Origin of the sequence: Delftia sp. CH05, from assembly GCF_009827015.1 — a bacterium.
Classification (GTDB): Bacteria; Pseudomonadota; Gammaproteobacteria; order Burkholderiales; family Burkholderiaceae_C; genus Comamonas; species Comamonas tsuruhatensis.
Genome location: NZ_WUMG01000007.1, coordinates 154,958 through 177,022 on the forward strand (window position 1 = coordinate 154,958; position 22,065 = coordinate 177,022).

The 22,065-nt window shown below is 63.3% G+C and carries 19 protein-coding genes and 1 other RNA gene; 8 read left to right on the plus strand and 12 right to left on the minus strand.

Annotated elements, in window-relative coordinates; all coding sequences use genetic code 11:
* Positions 1-112 precede the first annotated feature (112 nt).
* The 5 genes from GRX31_RS08825 to gyrA all read right to left on the minus strand — a co-directional run bounded on the left by GRX31_RS08825 (position 113) and on the right by gyrA (position 8,139).
* Positions 113-2,140 (minus strand): bifunctional 3-phosphoshikimate 1-carboxyvinyltransferase/cytidylate kinase, encoded by a 2,028-nt coding sequence (locus tag GRX31_RS08825; protein ID WP_160852242.1) that lies wholly within the window; start codon positions 2,138-2,140, stop codon positions 113-115.
* A gap of 102 nt (positions 2,141-2,242) precedes the next feature.
* The gene (locus GRX31_RS08830; RefSeq protein WP_016449514.1) at positions 2,243-3,121 is read right to left on the minus strand and encodes a prephenate dehydrogenase; all 879 of its coding nucleotides are present in this window, start codon (positions 3,119-3,121) and stop codon (positions 2,243-2,245) included.
* A complete protein-coding gene (gene pheA, locus GRX31_RS08835) occupies positions 3,121-4,221 on the minus strand; it encodes a prephenate dehydratase (RefSeq protein ID WP_016454364.1) in 1,101 nt (366 codons plus the stop codon). Before pheA ends, GRX31_RS08830 begins: the two co-directional genes overlap by 1 nt.
* 18 nt (positions 4,222-4,239) lie before the next feature.
* Positions 4,240-5,349, minus strand: a complete 1,110-nt coding sequence (serC, locus tag GRX31_RS08840) for a 3-phosphoserine/phosphohydroxythreonine transaminase (protein WP_016454363.1) — start codon at positions 5,347-5,349, stop codon at positions 4,240-4,242.
* A 123-nt stretch (positions 5,350-5,472) separates the two neighbouring features.
* Complete coding sequence (gene gyrA, locus GRX31_RS08845) at positions 5,473-8,139, minus strand: DNA gyrase subunit A (protein ID WP_016454362.1); 2,667 nt, start codon at positions 8,137-8,139, stop codon at positions 5,473-5,475.
* A 229-nt stretch (positions 8,140-8,368) separates the two neighbouring features.
* On the opposite strand from gyrA, the gene ompA reads away from it, so the two are divergent.
* The 4 genes from ompA to ssrA all read left to right on the plus strand — a co-directional run bounded on the left by ompA (position 8,369) and on the right by ssrA (position 10,897).
* A complete protein-coding gene (ompA, locus tag GRX31_RS08850) occupies positions 8,369-9,028 on the plus strand; it encodes an outer membrane protein OmpA (protein ID WP_160852244.1) in 660 nt (219 codons plus the stop codon).
* A gap of 85 nt (positions 9,029-9,113) precedes the next feature.
* Entirely contained in the window at positions 9,114-9,836 is a 723-nt protein-coding gene (gene ubiG, locus GRX31_RS08855) for a bifunctional 2-polyprenyl-6-hydroxyphenol methylase/3-demethylubiquinol 3-O-methyltransferase UbiG (RefSeq protein ID WP_017406940.1), read from the plus strand.
* A 5-nt stretch (positions 9,837-9,841) separates the two neighbouring features.
* Entirely contained in the window at positions 9,842-10,507 is a 666-nt protein-coding gene (locus GRX31_RS08860) for an HAD-IA family hydrolase (protein ID WP_016449508.1), read from the plus strand.
* Positions 10,508-10,519: 12 nt separating this feature from the next.
* Positions 10,520-10,897, plus strand: a transfer-messenger RNA (tmRNA) gene (ssrA, locus tag GRX31_RS08865).
* Positions 10,898-10,973: 76 nt separating this feature from the next.
* Here the strand turns inward: ssrA and GRX31_RS08870 are convergent.
* Positions 10,974-11,192 carry a hypothetical protein gene (locus GRX31_RS08870; RefSeq protein WP_016449507.1) on the minus strand — a complete coding sequence of 73 codons (219 nt, stop codon included), beginning with the start codon at positions 11,190-11,192 and terminating at the stop codon, positions 10,974-10,976.
* A gap of 62 nt (positions 11,193-11,254) precedes the next feature.
* Positions 11,255-11,551, minus strand: coding sequence for an H-NS histone family protein (locus GRX31_RS08875; protein WP_016449506.1), 297 nt, complete (start codon positions 11,549-11,551; stop codon positions 11,255-11,257).
* Between the two features lie 423 nt (positions 11,552-11,974).
* On the opposite strand from GRX31_RS08875, the gene GRX31_RS08880 reads away from it, so the two are divergent.
* Complete coding sequence (locus GRX31_RS08880) at positions 11,975-15,796, plus strand: ExeM/NucH family extracellular endonuclease (RefSeq protein ID WP_160852246.1); 3,822 nt, start codon at positions 11,975-11,977, stop codon at positions 15,794-15,796.
* 102 nt (positions 15,797-15,898) lie between these two features.
* Here GRX31_RS08880 and GRX31_RS08885 read toward each other — a convergent pair whose 3' ends face one another.
* On the minus strand, positions 15,899-16,159 hold the full coding sequence (locus GRX31_RS08885; RefSeq protein WP_160852248.1) for a hypothetical protein: 261 nt from the start codon (positions 16,157-16,159) through the stop codon (positions 15,899-15,901).
* Between the two features lie 612 nt (positions 16,160-16,771).
* On the opposite strand from GRX31_RS08885, the gene GRX31_RS08890 reads away from it, so the two are divergent.
* Positions 16,772-17,098, plus strand: a complete 327-nt coding sequence (locus tag GRX31_RS08890) for a tetratricopeptide repeat protein (protein ID WP_160852250.1) — start codon at positions 16,772-16,774, stop codon at positions 17,096-17,098.
* A gap of 17 nt (positions 17,099-17,115) precedes the next feature.
* On the opposite strand, the gene GRX31_RS08895 is transcribed toward GRX31_RS08890, so the two are convergent.
* Positions 17,116-17,469 carry a ribonuclease HI family protein gene (locus tag GRX31_RS08895; protein ID WP_337193871.1) on the minus strand — a complete coding sequence of 118 codons (354 nt, stop codon included), beginning with the start codon at positions 17,467-17,469 and terminating at the stop codon, positions 17,116-17,118.
* A gap of 212 nt (positions 17,470-17,681) precedes the next feature.
* On the opposite strand from GRX31_RS08895, the gene GRX31_RS08900 reads away from it, so the two are divergent.
* Positions 17,682-18,305, plus strand: a complete 624-nt coding sequence (locus GRX31_RS08900; protein WP_160852254.1) for a glutathione S-transferase — start codon at positions 17,682-17,684, stop codon at positions 18,303-18,305.
* A gap of 71 nt (positions 18,306-18,376) precedes the next feature.
* Here the strand turns inward: GRX31_RS08900 and GRX31_RS08905 are convergent, their stop codons facing one another.
* Positions 18,377-18,811, minus strand: coding sequence for a YbaY family lipoprotein (locus GRX31_RS08905; RefSeq protein ID WP_160852256.1), 435 nt, complete (start codon positions 18,809-18,811; stop codon positions 18,377-18,379).
* 655 nt (positions 18,812-19,466) lie between these two features.
* On the opposite strand from GRX31_RS08905, the gene GRX31_RS08910 reads away from it, so the two are divergent.
* On the plus strand, positions 19,467-19,754 hold the full coding sequence (locus GRX31_RS08910; RefSeq protein ID WP_016449500.1) for an H-NS histone family protein: 288 nt from the start codon (positions 19,467-19,469) through the stop codon (positions 19,752-19,754).
* 640 nt (positions 19,755-20,394) lie between these two features.
* Here the strand turns inward: GRX31_RS08910 and GRX31_RS08915 are convergent.
* Positions 20,395-21,504: an extracellular catalytic domain type 1 short-chain-length polyhydroxyalkanoate depolymerase gene (locus tag GRX31_RS08915; RefSeq protein ID WP_160852258.1), complete on the minus strand. Its 1,110-nt coding sequence runs from the start codon at positions 21,502-21,504 to the stop codon at positions 20,395-20,397.
* 10 nt (positions 21,505-21,514) lie between these two features.
* Positions 21,515-21,934 (minus strand): CopG family transcriptional regulator, encoded by a 420-nt coding sequence (locus tag GRX31_RS08920; RefSeq protein WP_017406949.1) that lies wholly within the window; start codon positions 21,932-21,934, stop codon positions 21,515-21,517.
* Positions 21,935-22,065: the final 131 nt, after the last annotated feature.

Genomic DNA, 22,065 nt, shown 5'->3' on the forward strand with positions numbered 1-22,065 from the left:
TTGTGGGTTCAACCACGGGGTTGGAGTCTATGAACTTCGGGCCGTACACGGGGCGGTGCCGCCATGTCTGGGCCCGGAGGGCGGGTTGCCGACCGTGCGGCGCAACTGGCAATCAGTCGCGGCCGAACGGCTGGCGTTCCTGCCACCATGAAAGCACCTGCTCTGCCACCTCTTCGATGGAAAGCTCGGAGCTGTCAAGCAGCATGGAATCCTGGGCGGGCTTGAGGGGGGCAACGCTGCGGTTCATGTCCCGCGCATCGCGTGCTTCAAGGTCTGCCCGAAGGGCGCTTATGTTAGCGGCAATTCCTTTGGAAATCAACTGCTTATGCCGGCGCTCGGCGCGACAGGCGGCGGAGGCCGACAAATAGACCTTGAGGGGAGCATGGGGAAAGATCACCGTGCCCATGTCGCGGCCGTCGGCGACCAGTCCCGGCAGCTGCTGGAAGGACAGCTGCAGGTCCACCAGTGCATCGCGCACGGCCGGCAGGGCCGAGACGCGCGAGGCGTTCATGCCCGACTCCTCGCTGCGCAGGATCAGGGTGACATCCTCGTCGCCCAGCCAGATGCGCTGCTCGGCATCAAAGCGCACGGGCAGCGCGCGCGCCAGCGCGGCAATCTGCGGGGCGTGGGATTCGTCCAGCACCATGCCGGCCCGCGACGCGGCCAGTCCTGTGAGGCGGTACAGCGCGCCCGAGTCCAGCAGGTGGTAGCCCAGGGCCTCGGCCACCTCGGCGGCGATGGTTCCTTTGCCGGAGGCCGTGGGGCCGTCGATGCAGATCACGGGAATGCGCGCGCGGGCCGTCTCGCAGACCGAGAACAGGGCCTCGAAGTAGTCGGGGAAGGTCTTGGCGACGCACTTGGGGTCTTCGATGCGCACCGGCAGGGCGGCCGGGTTGAAGGCCGCCAGCGAGAAGCACATGGCCACGCGGTGATCGTCGTAGGTGTGGATGCTGGCCGCGCGCCATGCGGCGGTGGATGCGGGTGGTGTGACGCGGATGAAGTCCGCGCCTTCCTCGACTTCGGCGCCCAGCTTGCGCAGCTCCTTGGTCATGGCCGCGATGCGGTCGGTCTCCTTGACGCGCCAGCTTGCGATGTTGCGCAGCGTGGTCGTGCCATCGGCATACAGGGCCATGACGGCCAGCGTCATGGCGGCATCGGGGATGTGGTTGCAGTCCAGGTCGATGGCCTTGAGCGGCCAGGCGCCGCGGCGGATGCGCAGCCAGTTCGGGCCTCCCTCCACCTCGGCCCCCATGGCGCGCGCGGCTTCGACAAAGCGGATATCGCCCTGGATGGAATCCAGTCCCACGCCGAGGATGCGGATGCCTTCGGCGCTGTCCGAGGCGATGGCGCCCAGTGCGATGAAGTAGCTCGCCGACGAGGCGTCTGCCTCGACATGGATCTCGCCCGGCGAGCGGTAGCGACTGCCGGCCGGGATGGTGAAGCGCTGCCAGTTCTCGTTGTGCACGGCGATGCCGAAGCGGGCCAGCAACTCCAGCGTGATATGGATGTAGGGCTTGGAGATCAGCTCGCCCACGACTTCGATGGTGATGTCGCGCGTGGTGGCCAGCAGCGGCAGCGCCATCAGCAGCGAGGTCAGGAACTGGCTGGAGACATCGCCACGCACCTGGATGGGGCTGTGCGGCAGCTGCGAGAAATCGGGCTGGCGGATGTGCAGCGGAGGAAAGCCCTCGTTGCCCAGATAGTCGATGCGGCAGCCGAGCTGGCGCAGCGCATCGACCAGATCGCCGATGGGGCGCTCATGCATGCGCGGCACGCCGCTGAGTTGGAAGTCGCCGCCCAGCACGGACAGGGCAGCCGTCAGCGGCCGCATGGCCGTGCCGGCGTTGCCCATGAACAGCTCGGCAGTGGCGCCGGAGGGCAGGACGCCGCCCAGGCCGGTGATGCGCACAGGCTGGCCGAGGGTGATGGTCGCGGGCTCCACCGTGCAGCCCAGTTGCTGCAGGGCCCGGAGCATGACGCGCGTGTCGTCCGAGTCAAGCAGGTCGTGGACCACGGTCGTTCCCTGGCTCAGCGCTGCCAGCAGCAGCACGCGGTTCGAGATGCTCTTGGAGCCTGGCAGGCTCACCGTGCCCTGAGCGCGGGAAAGAGGGGGGATATCGAGGAAGGCGGTACTGAACATGGCAATTCGGAGGCAAACAGGCTATCGGAAGGCATTGCGGCCGCGCTGGCCGCAATCCACAGATGCGCTTGGGGGCGCTTGGAGCGCGGCCGGCGTTGCGCGTCAGCGGCGCGGTACGCCCATGCGCCAGTGGGCACGCGCCGCGCTGGCCAGGGTCAGGTGGTCTTCCAGGCCTTGGCCGTCGCCGGCCTGGATCAGGCATTCGAGTTGCTGCAGCGCCTGCTGGAACTGGCGCGACTGCGCCAGCACCTGTTCGCTGTTGGCCAGCAGCACATCGCGCCACATCTTGGGGTCGCCTGCTGCAATGCGTGTGAAGTCACGGAAGCCGGGGCCGGCCAGGGACAGCACCTCATCGGAATCGGGCTGGGTGATCACGCTTTGCATCATGGCGAAGGCCAGCAGATGCGGCAGGTGGCTGACCGTGGCAAAGGCGCTGTCGTGGGCTTCTGGCGACATGGCGCGCACGCGGCAGCCCAGCAGCTCCCACAGGGACTGGGCCTTTTGCAGGTGCTCGGTCAGTGTGCGTTCCGTGGGCGTCAGGATGACCTGTGCGCCCTTGTACAGCTGGGGGTCGGAATGCTCGACGCCCGAGACTTCCTTGCCCGCAATGGGGTGGGCCGGCACGAAGGAGCCGAGCTGGTCGCGCAATGCCGAGCGGGCGGCATGCACCACATCGACCTTGGTGGAGCCCACGTCCATGATCATCATCCCGGGCGTGACCAGGTGCTTGATGGACTTGAGCGTGGCCTCGGTGGCCGCCACGGGCACCGCCAGCAGCACCAGGTCTGCGCCGGCGGCGGCCAGCAGGGCCGAGGGTGCCTCCACATCGATGACGCCCATCTGGCGTGCGCGCTCGGTGGTGGACGGGGATTTGCTGTAGCCCACGACACGCTTGACCAGCCCGGCCTGCTTGAGCGCCAGCGCGAACGAGCCGCCCATGAGGCCGCAGCCGATCAACCCCAGTTGTTCGAACGGCTGCATCACTTGGAGACCGGATAGGTGCCCAGCACCTTGTAGAAGGCGCACAGCTCGCGCAGCTCCTGCAGCGCGCTGGCCACGTTGGGCTGGGCCGGGTGACCTTCGAGGTCGATGTAGAAGTAGTACTCCCACTGGCCGGTGCGTGCGGGGCGCGATTCGAAGCGCGTCATGGAGACGCCGTGCCGCTTGAGCGGTACCAGCAGGTCATGCACGGCGCCGGGACGGTTGGGCACGGAGATGATGATGCTGGTGCAATCCTGCCCGCTGGGTGCGGGCGTCGCCAGCGTATGCGGCAGGCAGATGACGGCGAAGCGCGTGCGGTTGTAGGCATCGTCCTGAATGGCATGCGCCACCACGTGCAGGCCGAATTGCTGGGCCGCGCGTTCGCTGGCCAGGCCGGCGATGTCGGGGTGCAGCGCCGCCAGGCGGGCGCCTTCGGCGTTGCTGGACACCGGGCGGCGTTCGGCATGTGGCAGATGCTTGGACAGCCAGCCCTGACATTGGGCCAGGGCCTGGGGGTGAGCCGCAACCACCTTGATGCCTTCGGTCGTGTTGGTGCTGCGCAGCAGGTTGTGGCGCACCAGCAGGCTGACCTCTCCCACCACGTGGCAGGGCGTATGCAGGAACATGTCCAGCGAGCGCGTGACCACGCCTTCGTTGGAGTTCTCCACGCCCACCACTCCGTACTGCGCGCTGCCCGCGGCCGTGGCGTGGAAGACCTCGTCGAAGCTGTTGCAGTACATCAGGTCGGCCGCGCCGCCGAAGTACTGGATGGCCGCTTCCTCGCAGAACGTGCCCGCCGGGCCCAGCACGGCCACGCGCTGGGGTGACTCCAGCGCCAGGCAGGCCGACATGATCTCGCGCCAGATGGCCGAGACATGGGCGTTCTTGAGCGGGCCGGGGTTGGCGGACTCGATCTTCTGGATGACCTGGGCCACGCGGTCAGGGCGGAAGAAGGGCGTGCCTTCCCGCTTCTTGACCTCGCCGACCTGCTCGGCCACGCGGGCGCGTCGGTTCAGCAGATCCAGCAGTTGCTGGTCGATATCGTCGATCTGCACGCGCAGATGCGCCAGATCGGGAGAGGCTTGGGGTGGGGTGCTCATGGAAGGGGGTGTGGTCGGTCAGGCGTTGCGCTGTTCGAATTCGCGCATGTACTCCACCAGCGCCTGCACGCCAGCGATGGGCATGGCGTTGTAGATGCTGGCACGCATGCCGCCGACGGACTTGTGGCCCTTGAGCTGCAGCAGGCCGCGTTCCCGGGCTCCGGCCAGGAAGGCGTCATTGCGCGACTCGTCGCGCAGGAAGAAAGGGATGTTCATGCGCGAGCGGCAATTGGCAGCGACCTTGTTCACGTAGAACGAGGACTGGTCCACGTACTGGTAGAACAGGTCGGCCTTGGCGATATTGCGCGCCTGCAGGGCCGCCACGCCGGTCAGGCCGCCTTCGGTCTGGCGCTTGATCCACTGGAAGGTCAGGCCCGCGATGTAGATGCCCCAGGTGGGCGGCGTGTTGTACATCGACTGGTTGTCGGCCACGGTCTTGTAGTCGAAGGCCGAAGGGCAGGCGGGCAGGGCGTGGCCCAGCAGGTCCTCGCGCACGATGACCAGGGTCAGGCCGGCCGGGCCCAGGTTCTTTTGCGCACCGCCGAACGCCAGGCCCACGCGGCTCCAATCGACGGGGCGCGAGGCCACGTGCGAGGAGAAATCCACCACCAGCGGAGCATCGCAGCCCAGCGCCTTCAGGTCGGGCAGTTCCTGGAACTCCACGCCATGGATGGTTTCGTTGCTGCAGATGTGTACGTAGCTGGCGCCACGGCTCAGTTGCCAGCTTTCAGGGGCGGGCAGGGTGGTGAATTGGCTGTCCTCGCCGCTGGCTGCGATGTGTGCATCGGCCACGTACTTGCGTGCTTCCTTGGCCGACTTCTGGCTCCAGCTGCCGCTGAGCACGAAGTCCACCGTGCCGGCGCGCGACAGGTTCAGCGGAACGATGGCGTTCTCGGCCAGGCCGCCGCCCTGCATGAACAGAATCTTGAATTCGGGCGGCACGGCCAGCAGCTCGCGCAGATCGGCCTCGGCCTGTTCGTAGATGGAGATGAACTCCTTGCCGCGGTGGCTCATCTCCATCACGCTCATGCCGGACCCGTGCCAGTCGAGCATTTCGGCGGCTGCCTGCTGCAGCACTTCGGCGGGAATGGCGGCAGGGCCGGCGGAGAAGTTGTAAGGGCGGTTCATGGAGTTCAATGTCAAGTCACGCGCAGGCGCCAGGTCGGGCAGGGCCTGCAACTGTCAAAAATCTGGGCCGCCGCTACGGCTGCGCTCCCGGTGTGGGAGGCAGCCCCAGCGGCGGCCGGGTCATCAGGCGGGCTCGCCCGTGCCTTCGGCAGCGGCTTCGTCGCCGCCCGGGGCTTCCTCGCCCGTGGCCTCGCCCTCGACTTCGTTGGCATCGTTTTCGACGATGCGCTGCAGGCCGCCCAGCTTGGCGCCTTCGTCCAGCGAGATCAGCGTCACGCCCTGGGTGGCTCGGCCCAGCTCGCGGATTTCCGACACCCGGGTACGCACCAGCACGCCAGTGTCGGTGATCAGCATGATTTCGTCATCGGCGTGGACCAGGGTGGCGGCGACCACCTTGCCGTTGCGCTCGGACTGCTGGATGGCGATCATGCCCTTGGTGCCTCGGCCATGGCGCGTGTACTCGACGATGGACGTGCGCTTGCCGTAGCCGTTTTCCGTGGCCGTGAGCACGCTTTGCGATTCGTCCTCGGCCACCAGCATCGCGATCACGCTCTGGCCCTCTTCCAGGGTCATGCCCTTGACGCCACGCGCATTGCGGCCCATGGGGCGCACGTCGTTTTCGTCGAATCGAACGGCCTTGCCGCCGTCGCTGAACAGCATCACGTCATGCTTGCCGTCGGTGAGGGCTGCGCCGATCAGGAAATCGCCCTCGTCCAGGCCCACGGCGATGATGCCGGCCTTGCGCGGGTTGGAGAACTCGTCCAGCGCCGTCTTCTTCACGGTGCCCATGCTGGTGGACATGAACACATAGTGGTCGGCCGGGAAGCTGCGGTACTCGCCCGTCAGCGGCAGCACCACGTTGATCTTCTCGCCATCCTGCAGAGGGAACATGTTGACGATGGGGCGGCCACGCGAACCGCGCGAGCCCGCCGGCACTTCCCAGACCTTGAGCCAGTACAGGCGGCCGCGGTTGGAGAAGCACAGCAGGTAGTCGTGCGTGTTGGCGATGAACAGCTGGTCGATCCAGTCGTCTTCCTTGGTGGCCGTGGCCTGCTTGCCGCGGCCGCCGCGCTTTTGCGAGCGGTACTCGGACAGCGGCTGGCTCTTGATGTAGCCCGTGTGGCTGAGCGTGACCACCATGTCGGTGGGCGTGATCAGGTCCTCGGTGGACAGGTCCTGCGCGCTGTACTCGACCGTGCTGCGGCGGGCTCCAACCTTGCTCTGGCCGAACTCGGCCTTGATCTGCTTGAGTTCGTCGCCAATGATGGCCGACACGCGCTCGGGCTTGGACAGGATGTCCAGCAGGTCCTCGATGATGGACATCACGTCCTTGTACTCGGCGACGATCTTGTCCTGCTCCAGGCCGGTCAGGCGCTGCAGGCGCATCTGCAGGATTTCCTGGGCCTGGGTCTCGGACAGGCGGTACAGGCCATCGGCCTGCATGCCGAATTCGCGTTCCAGGCCATCGGGGCGGTAGTCGTCGGCATTGACCACGCCGCCATCGGTACGGGTGCGCGTCAGCATCTCGCGCACCAGCTTGCTGTCCCAGTTGCGCGTCATCAGCTCGGCCTTGGCCACAGGTGGCGTGGGCGCGTTGCGGATGATGGCGATGAAGTCGTCGATGTTGGCCAGCGCGACCGCCAGGCCTTCCAGCACATGGCCGCGCTCGCGCGCCTTGCGCAGTTCATAGACCGTGCGGCGCGTGACCACTTCGCGGCGGTGCTGCAGGAAGACCTCGACCAGATCCTTCAGATTGCACAGCTTGGGCTGGCCATCGACCAGCGCCACCATGTTCATGCCGAAGGTGTCTTGCAGCTGGGTCAGCTTGTACAGGTTGTTGAGCACGACCTCGGGCACTTCGCCGCGCTTGAGCTCGATCACCAGGCGCATGCCCGACTTGTCGGACTCGTCCTGGATGTGGCTGATGCCCTCGATCTTCTTTTCGTGCACCAGCTCGGCCATGCGCTCCTGCAGCGTCTTCTTGTTGACCTGGTAGGGCAGCTCATCGACGATGATGGCCTGGCGCTGGCCGCGGTCGATGTCCTCGAAGTGGCACTTGGCACGCATCACCACGCGTCCGCGACCCGTGCGATAGCCCTCCTTGACACCGTTGATGCCATAGATGATGCCGGCCGTCGGGAAGTCGGGCGCGGGGATGATCTCCATCAGCTCGTCGATGGTGGCCTGGGGCGTCTGCAGCAGGTGCAGGCAGGCGTCCACCACCTCGTTGAGGTTGTGCGGTGGAATATTGGTGGCCATGCCCACGGCAATGCCCGAGGAACCGTTGACCAGCAGATTGGGCAGCCGCGCAGGCAGCACCAGCGGCTCGCGCTCGCTGCCGTCGTAGTTCGGGCCGTAATCGACCGTTTCCTTGTCGATATCGCCCAGCATTTCATGGGCAATCTTGGACAGGCGGATTTCGGTGTAACGCATCGCCGCCGCGCTGTCCCCGTCCACCGAACCGAAGTTGCCCTGACCGTCCACCAGCATGTGGCGCAGCGAGAAATCCTGCGCCATGCGCACGATGGTGTCGTACACCGCACTGTCGCCGTGCGGGTGGTATTTACCGATCACATCACCGACGATACGCGCCGACTTCTTGTACGGCCGGTTCCAGTCGTTGTTGAGCTCGTGCATGGCAAAAAGCACGCGCCGATGCACAGGCTTGAGACCATCTCGCGCATCGGGCAGCGCCCGGCCCACGATCACGCTCATTGCGTAATCGAGATAGCTGCGACGCATCTCCTCTTCGAGGCTGATGGGCAGGGTTTCTTTAGCAAACTGGGTCATGTGTGGCGATACTCTGACGGCGGGAAAAGGCCCATTTTAGGTCGAATGACGTGTAGCAGCCGAGCAACATAACCCTGGAATTCCGCCGCTGTCCTACTTGTTGGCCCCCGCTTGGCGGTCCGTCTGCATGTGACGTATGGCACAATCAATTCAACGTTTTTGGTGATGGTCACTGATGACGTCCACAGATTCGCAGCCCTGCTGCGGCTTTTTCCCCAAGAGGAGAACCATGAAGAAACTGAACAAAGTGGCGATGTTGTTTGCCTCTGCCGCCCTCGCAACGGCCGCTGGCGCACAAGTGAAGGCTGCTGACGGTGGCAAGACCATCGACAACTGGCAAAACGGCACCAGCGAACTGGTGTGGAAGAACGGCACGAACGAACTGTGCTGGCGCGATGCCAACTGGACGCCCGCCACTGCAGCTGCTGACTGCGACGGCGCTCTGAAGCCTGTGGCCGCCGCTGTGGCTCCCGCCGCAACGCCCGCTCCGGCAACTCCCGCACCCGCACCGGCACCCGCTCCGGCCGTGGCCTCCAAGGTGACCTTCTCTGCCGACGCTTTCTTCGACTTCGACAAGTCGGTTCTGAAGCCCGAAGGCAAGGCCAAGCTGGACGACCTGGCCTCCAAGGTCAAGGGCATCAACCTGGAAGTGGTCATCGCCGTGGGTCACACCGACTCCGTTGGTTCTGACGCCTACAACCAGAAGCTGTCGGTTCGCCGCGCTGAAGCTGTGAAGGCTTACCTGGTGTCCAAGGGCATCGAAAAGAACCGCGTCTACACCGAAGGCAAGGGCGAAAAGCAGCCTATCGCCGACAACAAGACCAAGGAAGGCCGCGCGAAGAACCGTCGCGTGGAAATCGAAGTGGTCGGCACCCGCGCCGCTAAGTAATCTTTCGATTGCTTCTCGCAAAAGCCCCGGCAACGGGGCTTTTTTTATGGCTGAACGGTCGCCGCAATCGCCGACAATCGACGCCATGAGCAACGCAATCAACCTCAACGCCGACCCGGCGGAGCTGGAGAAATTCTCCAGCCTGGCCCATCGCTGGTGGGACCCGGAAAGTGAGTTCAAACCCCTGCATCAGATCAATCCGCTGCGGCTGGACTGGATCGATGCGCAAGTTCCCTTGAAGGGGCGCAGAATTCTGGATGTCGGGTGTGGCGGCGGCATCCTTGCCGACTCCATGGCGCGCAAGGGTGCGCGCGAAGTGGTTGGCATCGATCTGGCCACCAAGGCATTGCGCGTGGCCCAGCTGCATGCACTGGAGACGGGTACGCCCAACATTCACTACCACGAAGTGAGTGTGGAGCGTCTAGCCCAGGAGCAGCCTGGTTCCTTTGATGTGGTGACCTGCATGGAGATGCTGGAGCATGTGCCCGATCCCGCCTCCGTGGTATCGGCCTGTGCTGAGCTGGTCAAGCCTGGCGGCTGGGTGTTCTTCTCCACGATCAACCGCAGTGCAAAGGCCTTCGGTCTGGCCATCGTCGCGGCAGAATACCTGCTCAAGATGATTCCCAAGGGTACGCATGAGTACGCGAAACTGATCCAGCCCAGCGAACTCGCCATGTTCGCCCGTCAGGCAGGCCTTGATCTGCAGGCCAGCAAGGGCCTGCAGCACAACCCCATCACCGGGCGCTACTGGCTCAGTGCAGACACATCTGTGAACTACATGCTGGCCACGCGCCGGGCCGAAGGGTAAGCCGCATGTGGAAAGAAGTCCGAGCCGTGCTGTTCGATCTGGACGGCACCTTGATCGACAGTGCACCAGACCTGGGTGCAGCCGCAGACAGGATGCGTACGGATCGGGGGATGCCTTCAATTCCCTATGAGCGATATCGACCCATGGCGGGCGCGGGGGCGCGGGGCATGCTGGGGGTGGGGTTCGGGCTCACGCCCGACTCGCCCGAGTTTGCGCAGATGCGCGAGGAGTTCTTCCGCAACTACGAGCAATGCATGACAGAGCGCACCTATGCGTTCGAGGGTGTCGAGGAACTGATTGCACGACTCCAGGCTGTGTCCATGCCCTGGGGCGTGGTCACCAACAAGTCCATGCGCTTTACCGATCCGCTGACGCAACAGATGCCGCTGTTCGCAACTGCGTCAGCCGTCGTCAGCGGCGACACCACGCCCCATGCAAAGCCCCATCCTGCACCCTTGCTGGAGGCTGCCGCGCGTATCGGCCTTCCTCCCGAGAGTTTTGTCTATGTCGGTGACGACGAGCGCGACATCGTTGCAGGCAAGGCCGCAGGCATGAAGACCGTGGCGGCTTGCTACGGCTACCTTGGCGCAGCCGGCGATACGCTGCACTGGCAGGCGGATGCGCAAATCAATTCTCCGCTGGAGCTCTTGAAACTGCTGGAAAGAGGCTAAGATAGGAGCCTTGGGGCTGTCCTGGTTTCGACGTGGGTTCAGGACCGGTGTGGTGCATGTCGAGCTTGATTGACGCTCGTAAATCTCCATTCAAAAAACTAACTGCAAACGACGAACGTTTCGCACTCGCCGCTTAAATCCGGTGAGCCTTGCAACAGCACGCTGATGGGCTGGGCAAGGGGGTAGCAATACCTCCCGGCTGCAAGGGAATTCACATCAGCTGGCTGCGTGCTGGGCTTCTTAGTACGTGGCAAGATCCAAGGAAGCTGGCATCCCGGGTAGCGTGCGCCTGCGCGACTCGGGAGGCGAGACTCAAAACAGAACGCTAAACATGTAGATCTGCCCGGCGAAGGCTTGCGGACGCGGGTTCAATTCCCGCCAGCTCCACCATCCAAGACACCGCCACACACTGAAGACCTCAGTGTGTGGCGGTTTTTTCTTGCCTGTTCGTTGCCTCGCGCCCGCCTCAGTGGCTGCTCATGTCGGGCATGGGCTGCTGGGACAGTTCCTGGATCAGCGTCAGGCGGAAATGTGCCAGGGCCTTGGCTCCATGCTGTATATGGTTCAGGTCTGCCACTCCGCCGATGCCCGACACCAGCAGTTCGGGCTTGGTCGACAAAATGACTTCTATGAAGTGGTCGGCCAGTTCTGCAGCCAACAGCGTGTCCGAGTTCTGTTTGCTCATGTGTGCTTCCTCCTGGTGATGGAAGCACATGGTATGGCATCGCGCCTGAATATGGCTGGCGATCAGATGGCGAGGCTTGCGCGGTCCTTGCCTTCTATCCACTTGGGCGGCTTTCCGCGGCCTGTCCAGGTTGCGCCGGTTTCGGGGTTGCGGAATTTGGGTTCGCCCACGCTGCGCTGTCCGGTCTTGCGAGGTTTGATCCTGGCGGAGGGGAAGACATCCTCTTTCGTCAGGCCATATTGCTGCACCATGGCCTTTGCTTCAGTGATCGCATCCGTTCTTGCGTGCTTGATCAGAGCGTCGATCTTTTTCTCAAGATCGGCTTTTTGTTGCAGCAGGGCCCTGTAGTCGGATGTCATGGCGATGATGATTTTCAGTGGGAGATGCGCGTGTATATCACGGGAATGAATTTTTGTAAGTTATGAGTAAGAAAAAGAGTTTGGGAGTGTGCGGACGCACGAAAAGCCACCAGCGACGTGGCGCGCCCAAGAAAAAGGCCAGCGGCTTGCGCTGGCCTGGGAAGAAAGAGCCGGTGCCTTTTTGAAGGCTTCCTGGGGGAATGAGAGGGAGGGAGGAGGAAATGCCCCAGGGCCGGCAATGAAACGATTCAGAAACTGGGTGCAATGATGCATACCGTGTGGGGAGTGGCAGATGGGTGAGCGGCCAGTCTGCGCGTAGGACGCGGGAGCATCCGCCGAGTCACAGGCTGGTCATGTCCATGCGCGATAAACCGGAAGTTGCGCAACCACGGGGGGATGCGCATTATTTTTTATTGCACGTCCATGTCCATTGTCCGCACGCTGATTCCGTTTGTATTCAACCCGGCCAATCCGATGAGTCCGCCGCTGCAGCGCCATCGTTGGCGTCTGTATGGTGCAGGCTTGCTTCTTTCGGCCTCCGCCAGCGTATGGGCGCAGGTTCCTTTCACTGGCACCTATGCGCAGAATTTCGACACCCTGGCCGCGTCCGGGACGGGGCTGGCCTGGGCCAATGACAGCACCCTGCCGGGCTGGTTTCTCTTCAACAGGAACCTGGCGGGCATCACTGCATATGCGGCAGGCAATGGCGCGTCCAATGCCGGCAGCTTCTACAGCCTGGGACTGGATGCGGACCGTGCATTGGGTGGCGTGGCATCGGGTGGAGCTTACTTTGGCAGCCCCTCCCAGGGTGCCGTGGCCGGCTGGATTGCACTGGCGATGCGCAATGACACGGGCGGCGCGGTGGATGGCATCAGCCTGCGATTCAGTGGCGAGCAATGGCGCAATGGCGGCAACACCTCCGAGCAGCCCATGGAGCTGGAGTACGGCATGGGCACGACCTTTGCCGATGTGCCTGAATGGCTGCCTGCGGGTGCGAATTTCAATTGGAAATCGCCGATCGCTACCGGTACTGCCGCCCCGGTGGATGGCAATGTGGCCGGACGGGTGAATGATGTGGGCGGCGAACTGCGCGGTCTGGGCTGGGCGCCAGGCGCCACGTTGTGGCTGCGTTGGGTCGAACTCAATGATGTGGGCAACGATCACGGCTTGGCCGTTGACGATGTCTCCATCGCCCTGGCACTGCCCGATACCACGCCACCCACAGTGCAGGCCACCATTCCTGCTGCGGCGGCAACCGGGGTGGCGCTGAATCCCGAAATCAAGCTGAGCTTTGATGAGGCGGTGAAACCCGGTAGCGGCAGCTTCGAACTGCGCCAGGGCAGCACCGTGGTGGCAATGCTGCAGGCTGGCGATGCGGCGCAGGTGAAATTCAGTGGCTCGACCATCACGCTCAACGCGGGTGTGCGGCTGGCGGTCAATACGTCCTACAGCCTGGTTCCCGTGGGCGAGCCGGTGTTGGATACCTCGGGCAATGTGTGGACCGGCACGGCGCTGGGCTTCACGACGGGGGGCGAGCCGCCCATCACCAGAATTTCTGCACTCCAGGGTTCCGGCGACCAGTCTCCCCTGGTGGGGCAGAAGGTGACAGTGAGCGCCGTGGTAACGGCCTATATGCCAGGGTTGAGCGGCTTCTTCGTGCAGGAGGAGGAGGCGGATTCCGATGGCGATGCTGCCACCTCGGAGGGCGTCTTCGTCTATTACGGCAATGCGAATCCCGGGGTGGATGAGGGCACGGTAGGCAAGCTGGTGCAGGTCTCCGCCTCGGTGAGCGAGTTTCGCAACCAGACCCAGCTCAGCGCCGTCACGGACTTCGTGGTCCGTGGCGCGGCCGCCTTGCCGGAGCCCGTGCGCGTCACGCTGCCTGTCAGCGATATGGGGCAGTGGGAGCGTCTGGAGGGGATGCGTGTGGAGGTCGCGTCCGCCACTGCGGGCGGCAAGCTGGTGGTGAGCGACAACCGCACGCTGGGCCGCTACGGCAATGTCACGCTGTCTGCCGACGCGCCGCTGGCGCAGTACACCGAACTCAATGCGCCCAGCGTGACGGGCTATGCCGCCTATGTGCAGACATTGCAGCGCAGCCAGATTATTCTGGATGATCGCTCTGGCGCACAGAATCCCGCCTCTGTGCCGGGCCGCGGCGGACAGTCTCTGTCGGCCTCCAACACGCTGCGTGCCGGCGATGGCGTGGACCGTGTCATCGGCGTGCTTGATCAGTTCTCGGATGCAGCTGCCAGCGAGCCGTATCTGACCAGCTACCGCGTACAGCCCACGCAGACGCCGCAGTTCTCGGGGGCGGCGCGTCCCTCGGCTGCTCAGTTGCAGCAGGCTGTGGGGGCGGCATCGCTCAAGATTGCCTCAGCCAACGTGCTCAATTTCTTCAACCTGACGGGCGCCACCAGCGGCTCTTCCCAGGTGATGTTCAGCACGCCCCTGGGCAATCAGCAGGGCATTCGTGGTGCCAACAGCATTGCCGAGCTGGACAGGCAGCGCGCCAAGATCGTGGCCAATCTGCTGGGGCTGGGCGCCGATGTGTATGGCCTGATGGAGGTGCAGAACAACGGCTTTGGCCCGGGCAGCGCCATCCAGGATCTGGCCGACGCCTTGAACGCGAGTGCGGACAAGCCTGCCGGCGCCGTGTATGCGGTGGTCAAAGCGCCTTTCAGCGAGGCTTCAGGTACGGTGGCGGGTGCTGGCACGGATGCGATCACCGTTGCCATCCTCTATCGCAGCGATCGTGTCACGCCGGTGGGCAGCGCAGCGGCACCCAGCGTCACCACCTACGACGCCTTCAACCCAGGCGTTGGCGGCGCTCGCGTACCGATTGCACAGACTTTTGCGGTAGGCGGCAGCACGGAGCAGTTCACGCTGGTGGTGAATCACTTCAAATCCAAGGGCAGTGTGCTCAGCAGCCCGGGCAATGCAGACGCGCTTGACGGCCAGGGCGCCAACAACGCCGCGCGTGTGAAGACGGCCGAGCAACTGAGCAGCTGGCTGGCAACCCGGCCCACAGGCACGACCAGCCCGCATGTGGTGCTGGTCGGGGATTTCAATGCGTACTCTAAGGAGGACCCCATCAAGGCGCTGGAGGATGGCGGCTACGCCAAGGTGTCTCAGGGCCTGTCCTATGCGTTCGATGGAATGTGGGGCTCGCTGGACCATGTGCTGGTAAGTGCCAGCCTGCAGCCGAGCGTGGGGCGCGCGGTCAAGTGGGCCATCAATGCCGAGGAGCCTGAAGTCCTGGACTACAACCTCGAGTACAAGTCGCTGGACCAGCAGGCCAGCTTCTATGCGCCGACGGCCTATCGTTCCAGCGACCACAATCCGATTTTGCTGGGTCTGAATTTAGGTGGGCAGGCGCCATCGCTCAGTGGCTTGCCCGCCAATGCGCAATCCGTGGTGGTTGGCCAGGCGGCCGATCTGGCCGATGTGCAGGTGGCAGATGCCGACAGTCCTGTCGTGACGCTGTCCATTGTTGCCAGCAACGGGCAGGTGCTTGGACTCGAAGACGCCGATGCCGCGCAGCCGGGCATACAGTTGCGCGGCAGCCCCGCTCAGGTGTCGGAGCAATTTCGCTCCGCCGTCTATCTGGCATCGGTGGCCGGTTCGGCCAGCTTGCAACTGAGCGTGAGCGATGGGGTCCATGCGCCTGTGACTGCCAGCTATCCGTTGCTGGCGGCTGCTGCAGGTCCTGTGGACCAGGCCAACCGCTTCAACATCACCGGGTCGGGCCAGATGGCGGTATCGGGCGAAGTCGCCGGCGGCGGTATCAACTGCCGCCTGGCCGAGCCGCCTCAGGTCATGGCGGCGCCTGGCACACCGCGTCCGGGGGCTGTGGTGCCCCACGGACTGCTGAAGCTGAATACCGATGGCTGTGATGCGGGTGCGCTCGTGACTGTCAAGCTGACCTATCCCAGTGATCTGCCCAGCGGTGCCGAGTACTGGAAGTGGGGGCGCACAAGCGACAACGCCACGCAGCACTGGTATCGGATACTGGCAACGCTGCAGGGGCGCGTCGTCTCCTTCGTGCTGCGCGATGGTGGCCTGGGTGATGACGATCTGGTGGCCAACGGCCGGGTGGAAGATCCCTCTGCACTGGTTGTGCCTGCTGCGGCGGTCGGCGGCGGCACGCCAGCGGCGATTCCTTCACTGAGCGAATGGGCTGTGGCTCTGCTGAGTCTGATGATGGGCGGGCTGGCCATCCGTTTGCGCCGTCGCGGCTCCTGATCCGGCAATAGAAAAGGCCCGGCTTGCGCTTGGCGCGGGCCGGGCCTGTTGCATTGCGCGAAGGAAATCTGCAGCCAGGGCATTGCCTGGATGCGATGGAGTTCAGAGAAATTTGGTGTGCAGTCGCAGGCCGGTGCGCGATGGATGCGCGATGGCAGTGTTGGGGCGAAGAAAAAGCGCCTGCTGTGGACGCTGCCTCAGTGCAACTGATGCATTGAATATCCAGAAATGATCGTGCTTTAAAAAAAGAGCCTGGCTAACCGGCATACCGCTGGCTGGCAAAAACGACTGCAGGCTGAACTGGCCTGACGAGTCGCCCCACGATGAAACTGAACTGCTGCAACACCATGAATGCTGCGGCATGGGTTGAATCATACGCGCAAACAAGAATCATTCTCAAATAAACCTGTGCTTTTCTCTGGAATTGAGAAAAAACTTGCCTTTGTGCCCGTTTCGGTTGTTGCCAGGGCGCCTGAGCGATCGTCGTCAAGAAAAAACGCCCCGGCTGCGGAGGCGGCCGGGGCGCTGAATGGAGCGTTCCATGCGATCAATCCAGGAAGGACACATGCTAAGAGTTTGAAATGAGAGCGCTGGCGTCTGGCGCCCCCGGTCCTTCCTAGTTGTCAAGTGTAAATTGAAACAAGGTGCTTGACGGAGCTAACTCGGGTGAAGTTGCATGCAACTGAGTCGTAAATCCTGCTTTTTTCACACGCCATCGTGAGACCAGCCAGGCAGTGGGAATGCAAAAAGCCCGCTTGAAAGCGGGCTTTTTGCGGGTGATGTGGACGATGGCTCTTACGCGACCATCGTTTTACGGCAGAACGTCTCTGCGGCTGTCACCGTTGTTTTTTTCGTCGTAGTGCACGACGCGCCGGCGTGAGATACAGCATTGTCTGCGCAGACAACCGCGAGATTGTAGCATGACCGCAATTTCAGCTGGATCGAGAACATGCATTGCCACCAAAGGATGAAATCATGAACGAAATGACGCAAAGGCTCGAGGGCCTCCTGGCGTCCGGCAATGACTCGGCTTTGATGCGCTGCACGTTGGGCAAGGCGTATCTTGATGGCGATGCGCCTGCTGTGGCGCACTCGCACCTGCAGCGCGCCACTGAACTCGATCCCGGCTATTCGGTGGCATGGAAGCTTCTGGGCCGGGCATTGCTGGCGCTGGACGATGCTTCGGGGGCTCGGCAGGCGTGGAGCACGGGGTTGGCCTGTGCTGAGGAAAAGGGAGATGCCCAGGTCGTCAAGGAGATTGGTGTGTTCCTCAAGCGGCTGGACAGGCAGCAGGCCGCCTGAGTGCGGCAAGCGCAGGGTCACGGCTGCAAAAGGGCCGCTCTGGCCAGCGCGTCGGCCTCGGTGTTGCGGTGACGAGGAATCCAGCGCAGTTGCACATGCTCGAACTCGGCCAGCATGGCGCGGGCCTGATCGAAAAGGTCGGCCAGCCGCACGATGGGCCTGGTGGGGCGGGGCGATGGCGCCAACTGCTCTACCAGGACGCTGCTGTCCGTGAAGATGGCCAGCCGGCGAGCCTGCAGGCCTAGCAGGGTCTGCAGCACAGCCATCAAGGCCCGCAGCTCGGCTTCGTTGTTGCAGCCTTGGTCGGGGCAGGCCTGGGACAGAAGCTGCCGTGTTCCGTCGGGCGCCGTGATGACGGCTCCGAAGGCCATGCGACCCGGGTTGGGCAGTGCGCTTGCATCGATGTATGCAGTCCACAGGTCTGTGTCGGTCGGAATAGGGCCAGAGTGGTTTCGGCGGGATGAAGGCTGTTCCAGAGGCATGTCTGCATCATGCGGCAGCAGTGGGAATCTGACCGCATTCCTCATCGGATTGGACGGGACAATGCAGGATTGCAAATCACCGAAACCGAAGAAGGCTGCGAATGATCAGGATTCTGGGAAAGTCATCGTCCATCAATGTGCGCAAGGTGCTGTGGCTTTGCGTGGAGCTGGGAGTCTCGTTCGAACAGGAAGAGTGGGGTTCGGGCCATCGGTCAACGCAGGAGTCGGGATTTCTTGCACTCAACCCGAATGCCATGGTTCCCGTGCTGCTTGATGGGGCGCTGGTGCTGTGGGAGTCCAACACCATTTGCCGCTATCTTGCCGCGCGCCAGGCTCGGCATGACCTGCTGCCTGCAGCACCCGCAGAGCGCGCACGCGTCGAGCAATGGATGGACTGGCAGGCGACCGAACTGAACAACTCCTGGCGCTATGCCTTCATGGGATTGGTGAGAAACAGTCCGGAGCATCAGGATCCTGCGCTGCTGGCCAGCAGCATGGCGAACTGGCATTGCCACATGCGCATACTGGAGGAGCAACTGTCGCGCACAGGCGCCTTTGCTGCAGGCGCGCAACTCACCCTTGCCGACATCGTGCTGGGCCTGTCTGCCCACCGCTGGCTGTCTGCCCCGATGGATCGCCCTGACTTGCCCGCAGTCCGTGCGTACTATGAGCGGCTTTGCGAACGCCCAGGCTTTCGCACGCATGGTGCCAACGGCATGCCTTGATGGCCGCCTGGTGCCCTCTGCGCGACAAAGCCCGCCGGAATGTCCTGCGGTCTTTGTCTTTTTAGGGAAGGTCAGGGGGCAACCCGCACCAGCACCATATCGGCCTTCGGGCCTGCTCCACGGGTCAGGACCGGGTGGACGGTGTCATTGGTGAAGATGAGCTGGTTGCCCTGGGTGATGCGTGAGGTCACCGTATATTGCGCCGCAGGATTGAGGCGATTGGGCTCCACGGGCAGCTTGTAGCTGAACGGGGGCTTGAGGCCTTCAAGCCGCACGGATTGCTGAGATATCACGGGGGCGGCGGCATCGGCGCGAGAGGTGTCCTGCAGCTCCACAACCAGCACGGCATCGGACGGGAGCGGCATGCGCTCTCTCAGATCGACCGTGCCCATGACGGCGGTGACCGGCGCGTTGGGCGAGGGCTGGGACTGGGCACATGCGCCCAAAAGTGCGGCGGTCATCACGATGGCGAGAGAGGTTCGGCGCTGGAGGATGTTGGGATTCATGGGAATTCCTTCTTGATTGGAAAGGTCCCAGTCTGGCTTGGCGCATTCTGGAGGGCTGTAGGAACGGGTTCCACAGAGGCTGCTGCCATTTCCCAAAGTCGCATACGCCGATCTGCGGTCGGGTTGCCAGCCAGGGCGACGGGCGTGTGAAAGATCAGGTCGCGCCGGCGCATGAAGGACGCTGCCAGACAGTCCACAGGGTTTCGGAGGGGGCTGCATCGTTCGAGGCCTGCGCCATGCCAAGAGCGATGGGTCAAGCGTCCCGATCTATTTGCTTTACTTCTCATCAATCCGCCGCTCCTCTTTGGGTGGTGAATCGTTCTTGCTTTTGCCATCGCTCGCCGCAGGCGACAGCACCGTCTCTTTTGACGTGTCGGGTCAACTATCCCCACATCGCGGCAGCCGAGGGCAAGTCATTGCAGCCCAAGGGGCTGACTCCTTGGCGCGCACAGGTGTGCGCAAGTGTGCAGAGGTGCGGCAGCGATTGATCTGGGCAGCCGCCGCGTCGGCCACGGAGCCTCGCCTACGGGTGTGGCGTGCCGCGCGGAAGGGCTTCTCTGTCCCAGCACACGGCGGTGGAAAGCTTGTGCTTTGGGGTGCGGAGCATTTTTTGAATAGAATGCGTTTTTGCTAGCATGCATCCAAAGAAAAAGCCATGACATCTGATTACAAGACTCTCCTTCAGCAAAAGGCCGAGATCGAGGCTCGCATTGCCGAGGTCCTCAAAGCCGAAAAAGGCGGTGCCATCGCCAAGGTCCGTGAACTGGTCCAGCAGTTCCAGTTGACCCAGGAAGACGTGTTTGCTACCGGTAAGCGCAAGTCTCCTGCTGGCACAGGTGTGGCCAAGTACCGTGATCCTTCCACTGGCGCAACATGGACCGGCCGGGGCAAGCCTCCCGGCTGGATCAAGGACGCAGCGGACCGAACCGCTTTCGAGATCTGAATCTGATCAAGGGCCCGCAGTTGCGGGCCTTTTCTTTTGTGGGTCCCCGTGTGGTTTTGATCGGCCGGCAGCTGTCCGGGAAAGGGCGACTGAGCGCTGTCTTGCCCGAAGGTCTCCCAGATCGAGGTGGACGTGTGGAAGAGCGCGGTAAAGGTATCTCTCGCGGACCATGCCGCTGGCGCTGGCAGTGCGTCCACCGCGTATTACTGCGCAGCATCTGCTGCCATGCAGGCCTGCAGGCCAGGCTTACAAGAAGATCCTGTACGTCCTGCCTGGCTTTCACTGCATATCCTTCGCAGGCGTAGCCCTGATTTATCAAGGTCTCCAGCATGGACAAGGCTCCTGTATTCCAGCTTCCGAAATGGTCAGGGCTGCGCTTATCTCATCTGGCAGAGCTTTCGACCCATCGTGAATTTCATATGGCTGCCTTGTCTCTTGTGCCTCGCGGTGATTTCCCATGCCTTTCGAGGCAGCTTGACTCCATGCAGGCAAAAAAGGGCCCTGGGGGCCCTTGGTGTCCTGGCCAGCCCATTTATTGCTGAGCCTGCTCTTCCGGAGTAATAGGCCCAAGCGCAACCATTCCTAACCCTTGTGAGCCTTTGAAATCATGTTGTTGGCGAATGCGAGCAGCGGCGCCGAATCAGCAGTTGCGCGCACGCTGGTGCGAAAGGAAAAAGCGCAGCATCTCGGCGCTGGCGTCGATTCCTCCCGGCGCGGTGTAGCTGCCCGCTGCGCTGCCGCCGGACCAGGCGTGGCCTGCGCCATGCAGTTGCCAGTGCTCGATGGCGGTACTGCCATCGGCTGCGATATAGGCAGAGCGGGTGAACCGTTGGCGGTTCGGCGCATGGCCCTGGCTGACGCGAGGTGCGCCTGTGGGGCTTTGCGCGCTGCGTGCAGCATGCACGACGGCCGCGCCGTTGTCGTGATGTACCGTGGTGTCCGCGTCACCATGAAACACGATCACTGGACACACGCTGGGGCCGCTGGCCGAGCCAGATGCTGCGCCTCTTCGCATCGCCTCGAGGGCTGAGGGCAGATTGGACGCGGCACCGGCGGCCAGGCCCGAATGCACGCCCACGGCGGCGAACAGCTCGGGATAGGTGCGTCCCAATATGTCCGCCATTGCACCTCCGGCCGAAAGTCCGGCGACATAGACCCGCGATGCGTCCGCGCCATGGTCGGCCATCACCTGGCGCGTGAGGCCTGCCAGCAGTGCGGGCTCGCCCCGGCCCCGTTGCTGGTGCTGGGCCTTGAACCAGTTCCAGCACTTTTGCGAGTTTGCATGCTGTGTTTGTTCGGGATAGAGCACCAGTACGCCAGCGCTGCGCGCCTGGTCATTCATGCGCGTGCCGGCGGCGAAGTCTTGCGGCCCTTGGGTGCAGCCGTGCAGCATGAGGATGAGCGGGCGAGGTCCCGCTTCGAGGGCACTGCCTGGCGGCACGTACAGACGATAGGCCAGTTGCCGGCCTCCGTGAGAGTAGCTGCCGAGCAGCCATTGCTCGTCGCTGGAGGTGCCTGCCTGCGATGTGCCCGCAGGCACGGCGAGTTCGGGAGCATCGTCGATGAAGCGGGCTTCGGCATCGACGATCCAGCCTGCATCCCGATGACTGGTTGCGGCTGGCTTGTCGTGGGGTGTGGGCGCACTTTGGCCTCGCAGCGTGCGCTGAATCAGCTCGGTGGCTTCCAGCAGATTGCCGGTGCGCGTCAGGCGTGTCGCCTCGCCCAGCATGTCTTGAAAAAGCTGTTTCATGGAATGGTTCTCAGGTAATGCGGCCGGCCAGAGCGGCACGAACGGCGGGGCTGGCCTGGAGCGCTCCCAGCACCGTGATGGATTCGATGGTTTCGGCGGCAAGCTGCGCAGGCACGTCCTGCGCGATGCTGGCCAGGCCCAACACGCGGATCTGCAGCTTTTCCCCGGCAGCCTGCACCCGCATGAGATCGGCCTGGGAGAAATGCTGCATCCCAAGGACCAGCATCTTGCGGGCGACGACCTGTTGCACCGCGTCCGCATGGCTGCGCAGGTGATTGCGTATCGCTGTGCGGATGAAATCGCTGCGGTTGGCGTAGAAGCCTTCGGCGACCAGCAGGTCGATCTGGCCCAGGTCTACATAGCCCAGATTGATGGTGAGCTTCTCGGATTCGCTCACGCGAGGGTTGGAGGTGGTTGTGTTTGCGGCCATGGAACATCCTTATGCCATCCATATGGATGGTTTAGGGATGGTTTCAAGGCCTGGCGTTGCAATTTGACGCGGCACGTCGTGGGGTATCCGGCGGACGGCGCTGCAGCGTGTGAGTCGCAATCATTGCCCTG

What these genes read in the sequence shown, in the direction of transcription:
- GRX31_RS08825 (WP_160852242.1), bottom strand. Translation starts at nt 2,140, where the DNA reads ATGTTCAGTACCGCCTTCCTCGATATCCCCCCTCTTTCCCGCGCTCAG.
- GRX31_RS08900 (WP_160852254.1), top strand. Translation starts at nt 17,682, where the DNA reads ATGATCAGGATTCTGGGAAAGTCATCGTCCATCAATGTGCGCAAGGTG.
- gyrA (WP_016454362.1), bottom strand. Translation starts at nt 8,139, where the DNA reads ATGACCCAGTTTGCTAAAGAAACCCTGCCCATCAGCCTCGAAGAGGAG.
- serC (WP_016454363.1), bottom strand. Translation starts at nt 5,349, where the DNA reads ATGAACCGCCCTTACAACTTCTCCGCCGGCCCTGCCGCCATTCCCGCC.
- GRX31_RS08895 (WP_337193871.1), bottom strand. Translation starts at nt 17,469, where the DNA reads ATGGCCTTCGGAGCCGTCATCACGGCGCCCGACGGAACACGGCAGCTT.
- GRX31_RS08860 (WP_016449508.1), top strand. Translation starts at nt 9,842, where the DNA reads ATGTGGAAAGAAGTCCGAGCCGTGCTGTTCGATCTGGACGGCACCTTG.
- ubiG (WP_017406940.1), top strand. Translation starts at nt 9,114, where the DNA reads ATGAGCAACGCAATCAACCTCAACGCCGACCCGGCGGAGCTGGAGAAA.
- GRX31_RS08915 (WP_160852258.1), bottom strand. Translation starts at nt 21,504, where the DNA reads ATGAAACAGCTTTTTCAAGACATGCTGGGCGAGGCGACACGCCTGACG.
- GRX31_RS08880 (WP_160852246.1), top strand. Translation starts at nt 11,975, where the DNA reads ATGTCCATTGTCCGCACGCTGATTCCGTTTGTATTCAACCCGGCCAAT.
- GRX31_RS08875 (WP_016449506.1), bottom strand. Translation starts at nt 11,551, where the DNA reads ATGACATCCGACTACAGGGCCCTGCTGCAACAAAAAGCCGATCTTGAG.
- GRX31_RS08910 (WP_016449500.1), top strand. Translation starts at nt 19,467, where the DNA reads ATGACATCTGATTACAAGACTCTCCTTCAGCAAAAGGCCGAGATCGAG.
- GRX31_RS08870 (WP_016449507.1), bottom strand. Translation starts at nt 11,192, where the DNA reads ATGAGCAAACAGAACTCGGACACGCTGTTGGCTGCAGAACTGGCCGAC.
- GRX31_RS08885 (WP_160852248.1), bottom strand. Translation starts at nt 16,159, where the DNA reads ATGCCGCAGCATTCATGGTGTTGCAGCAGTTCAGTTTCATCGTGGGGC.
- GRX31_RS08830 (WP_016449514.1), bottom strand. Translation starts at nt 3,121, where the DNA reads ATGCAGCCGTTCGAACAACTGGGGTTGATCGGCTGCGGCCTCATGGGC.
- GRX31_RS08890 (WP_160852250.1), top strand. Translation starts at nt 16,772, where the DNA reads ATGAACGAAATGACGCAAAGGCTCGAGGGCCTCCTGGCGTCCGGCAAT.
- GRX31_RS08905 (WP_160852256.1), bottom strand. Translation starts at nt 18,811, where the DNA reads ATGAATCCCAACATCCTCCAGCGCCGAACCTCTCTCGCCATCGTGATG.
- ompA (WP_160852244.1), top strand. Translation starts at nt 8,369, where the DNA reads ATGAAGAAACTGAACAAAGTGGCGATGTTGTTTGCCTCTGCCGCCCTC.
- GRX31_RS08920 (WP_017406949.1), bottom strand. Translation starts at nt 21,934, where the DNA reads ATGGCCGCAAACACAACCACCTCCAACCCTCGCGTGAGCGAATCCGAG.
- pheA (WP_016454364.1), bottom strand. Translation starts at nt 4,221, where the DNA reads ATGAGCACCCCACCCCAAGCCTCTCCCGATCTGGCGCATCTGCGCGTG.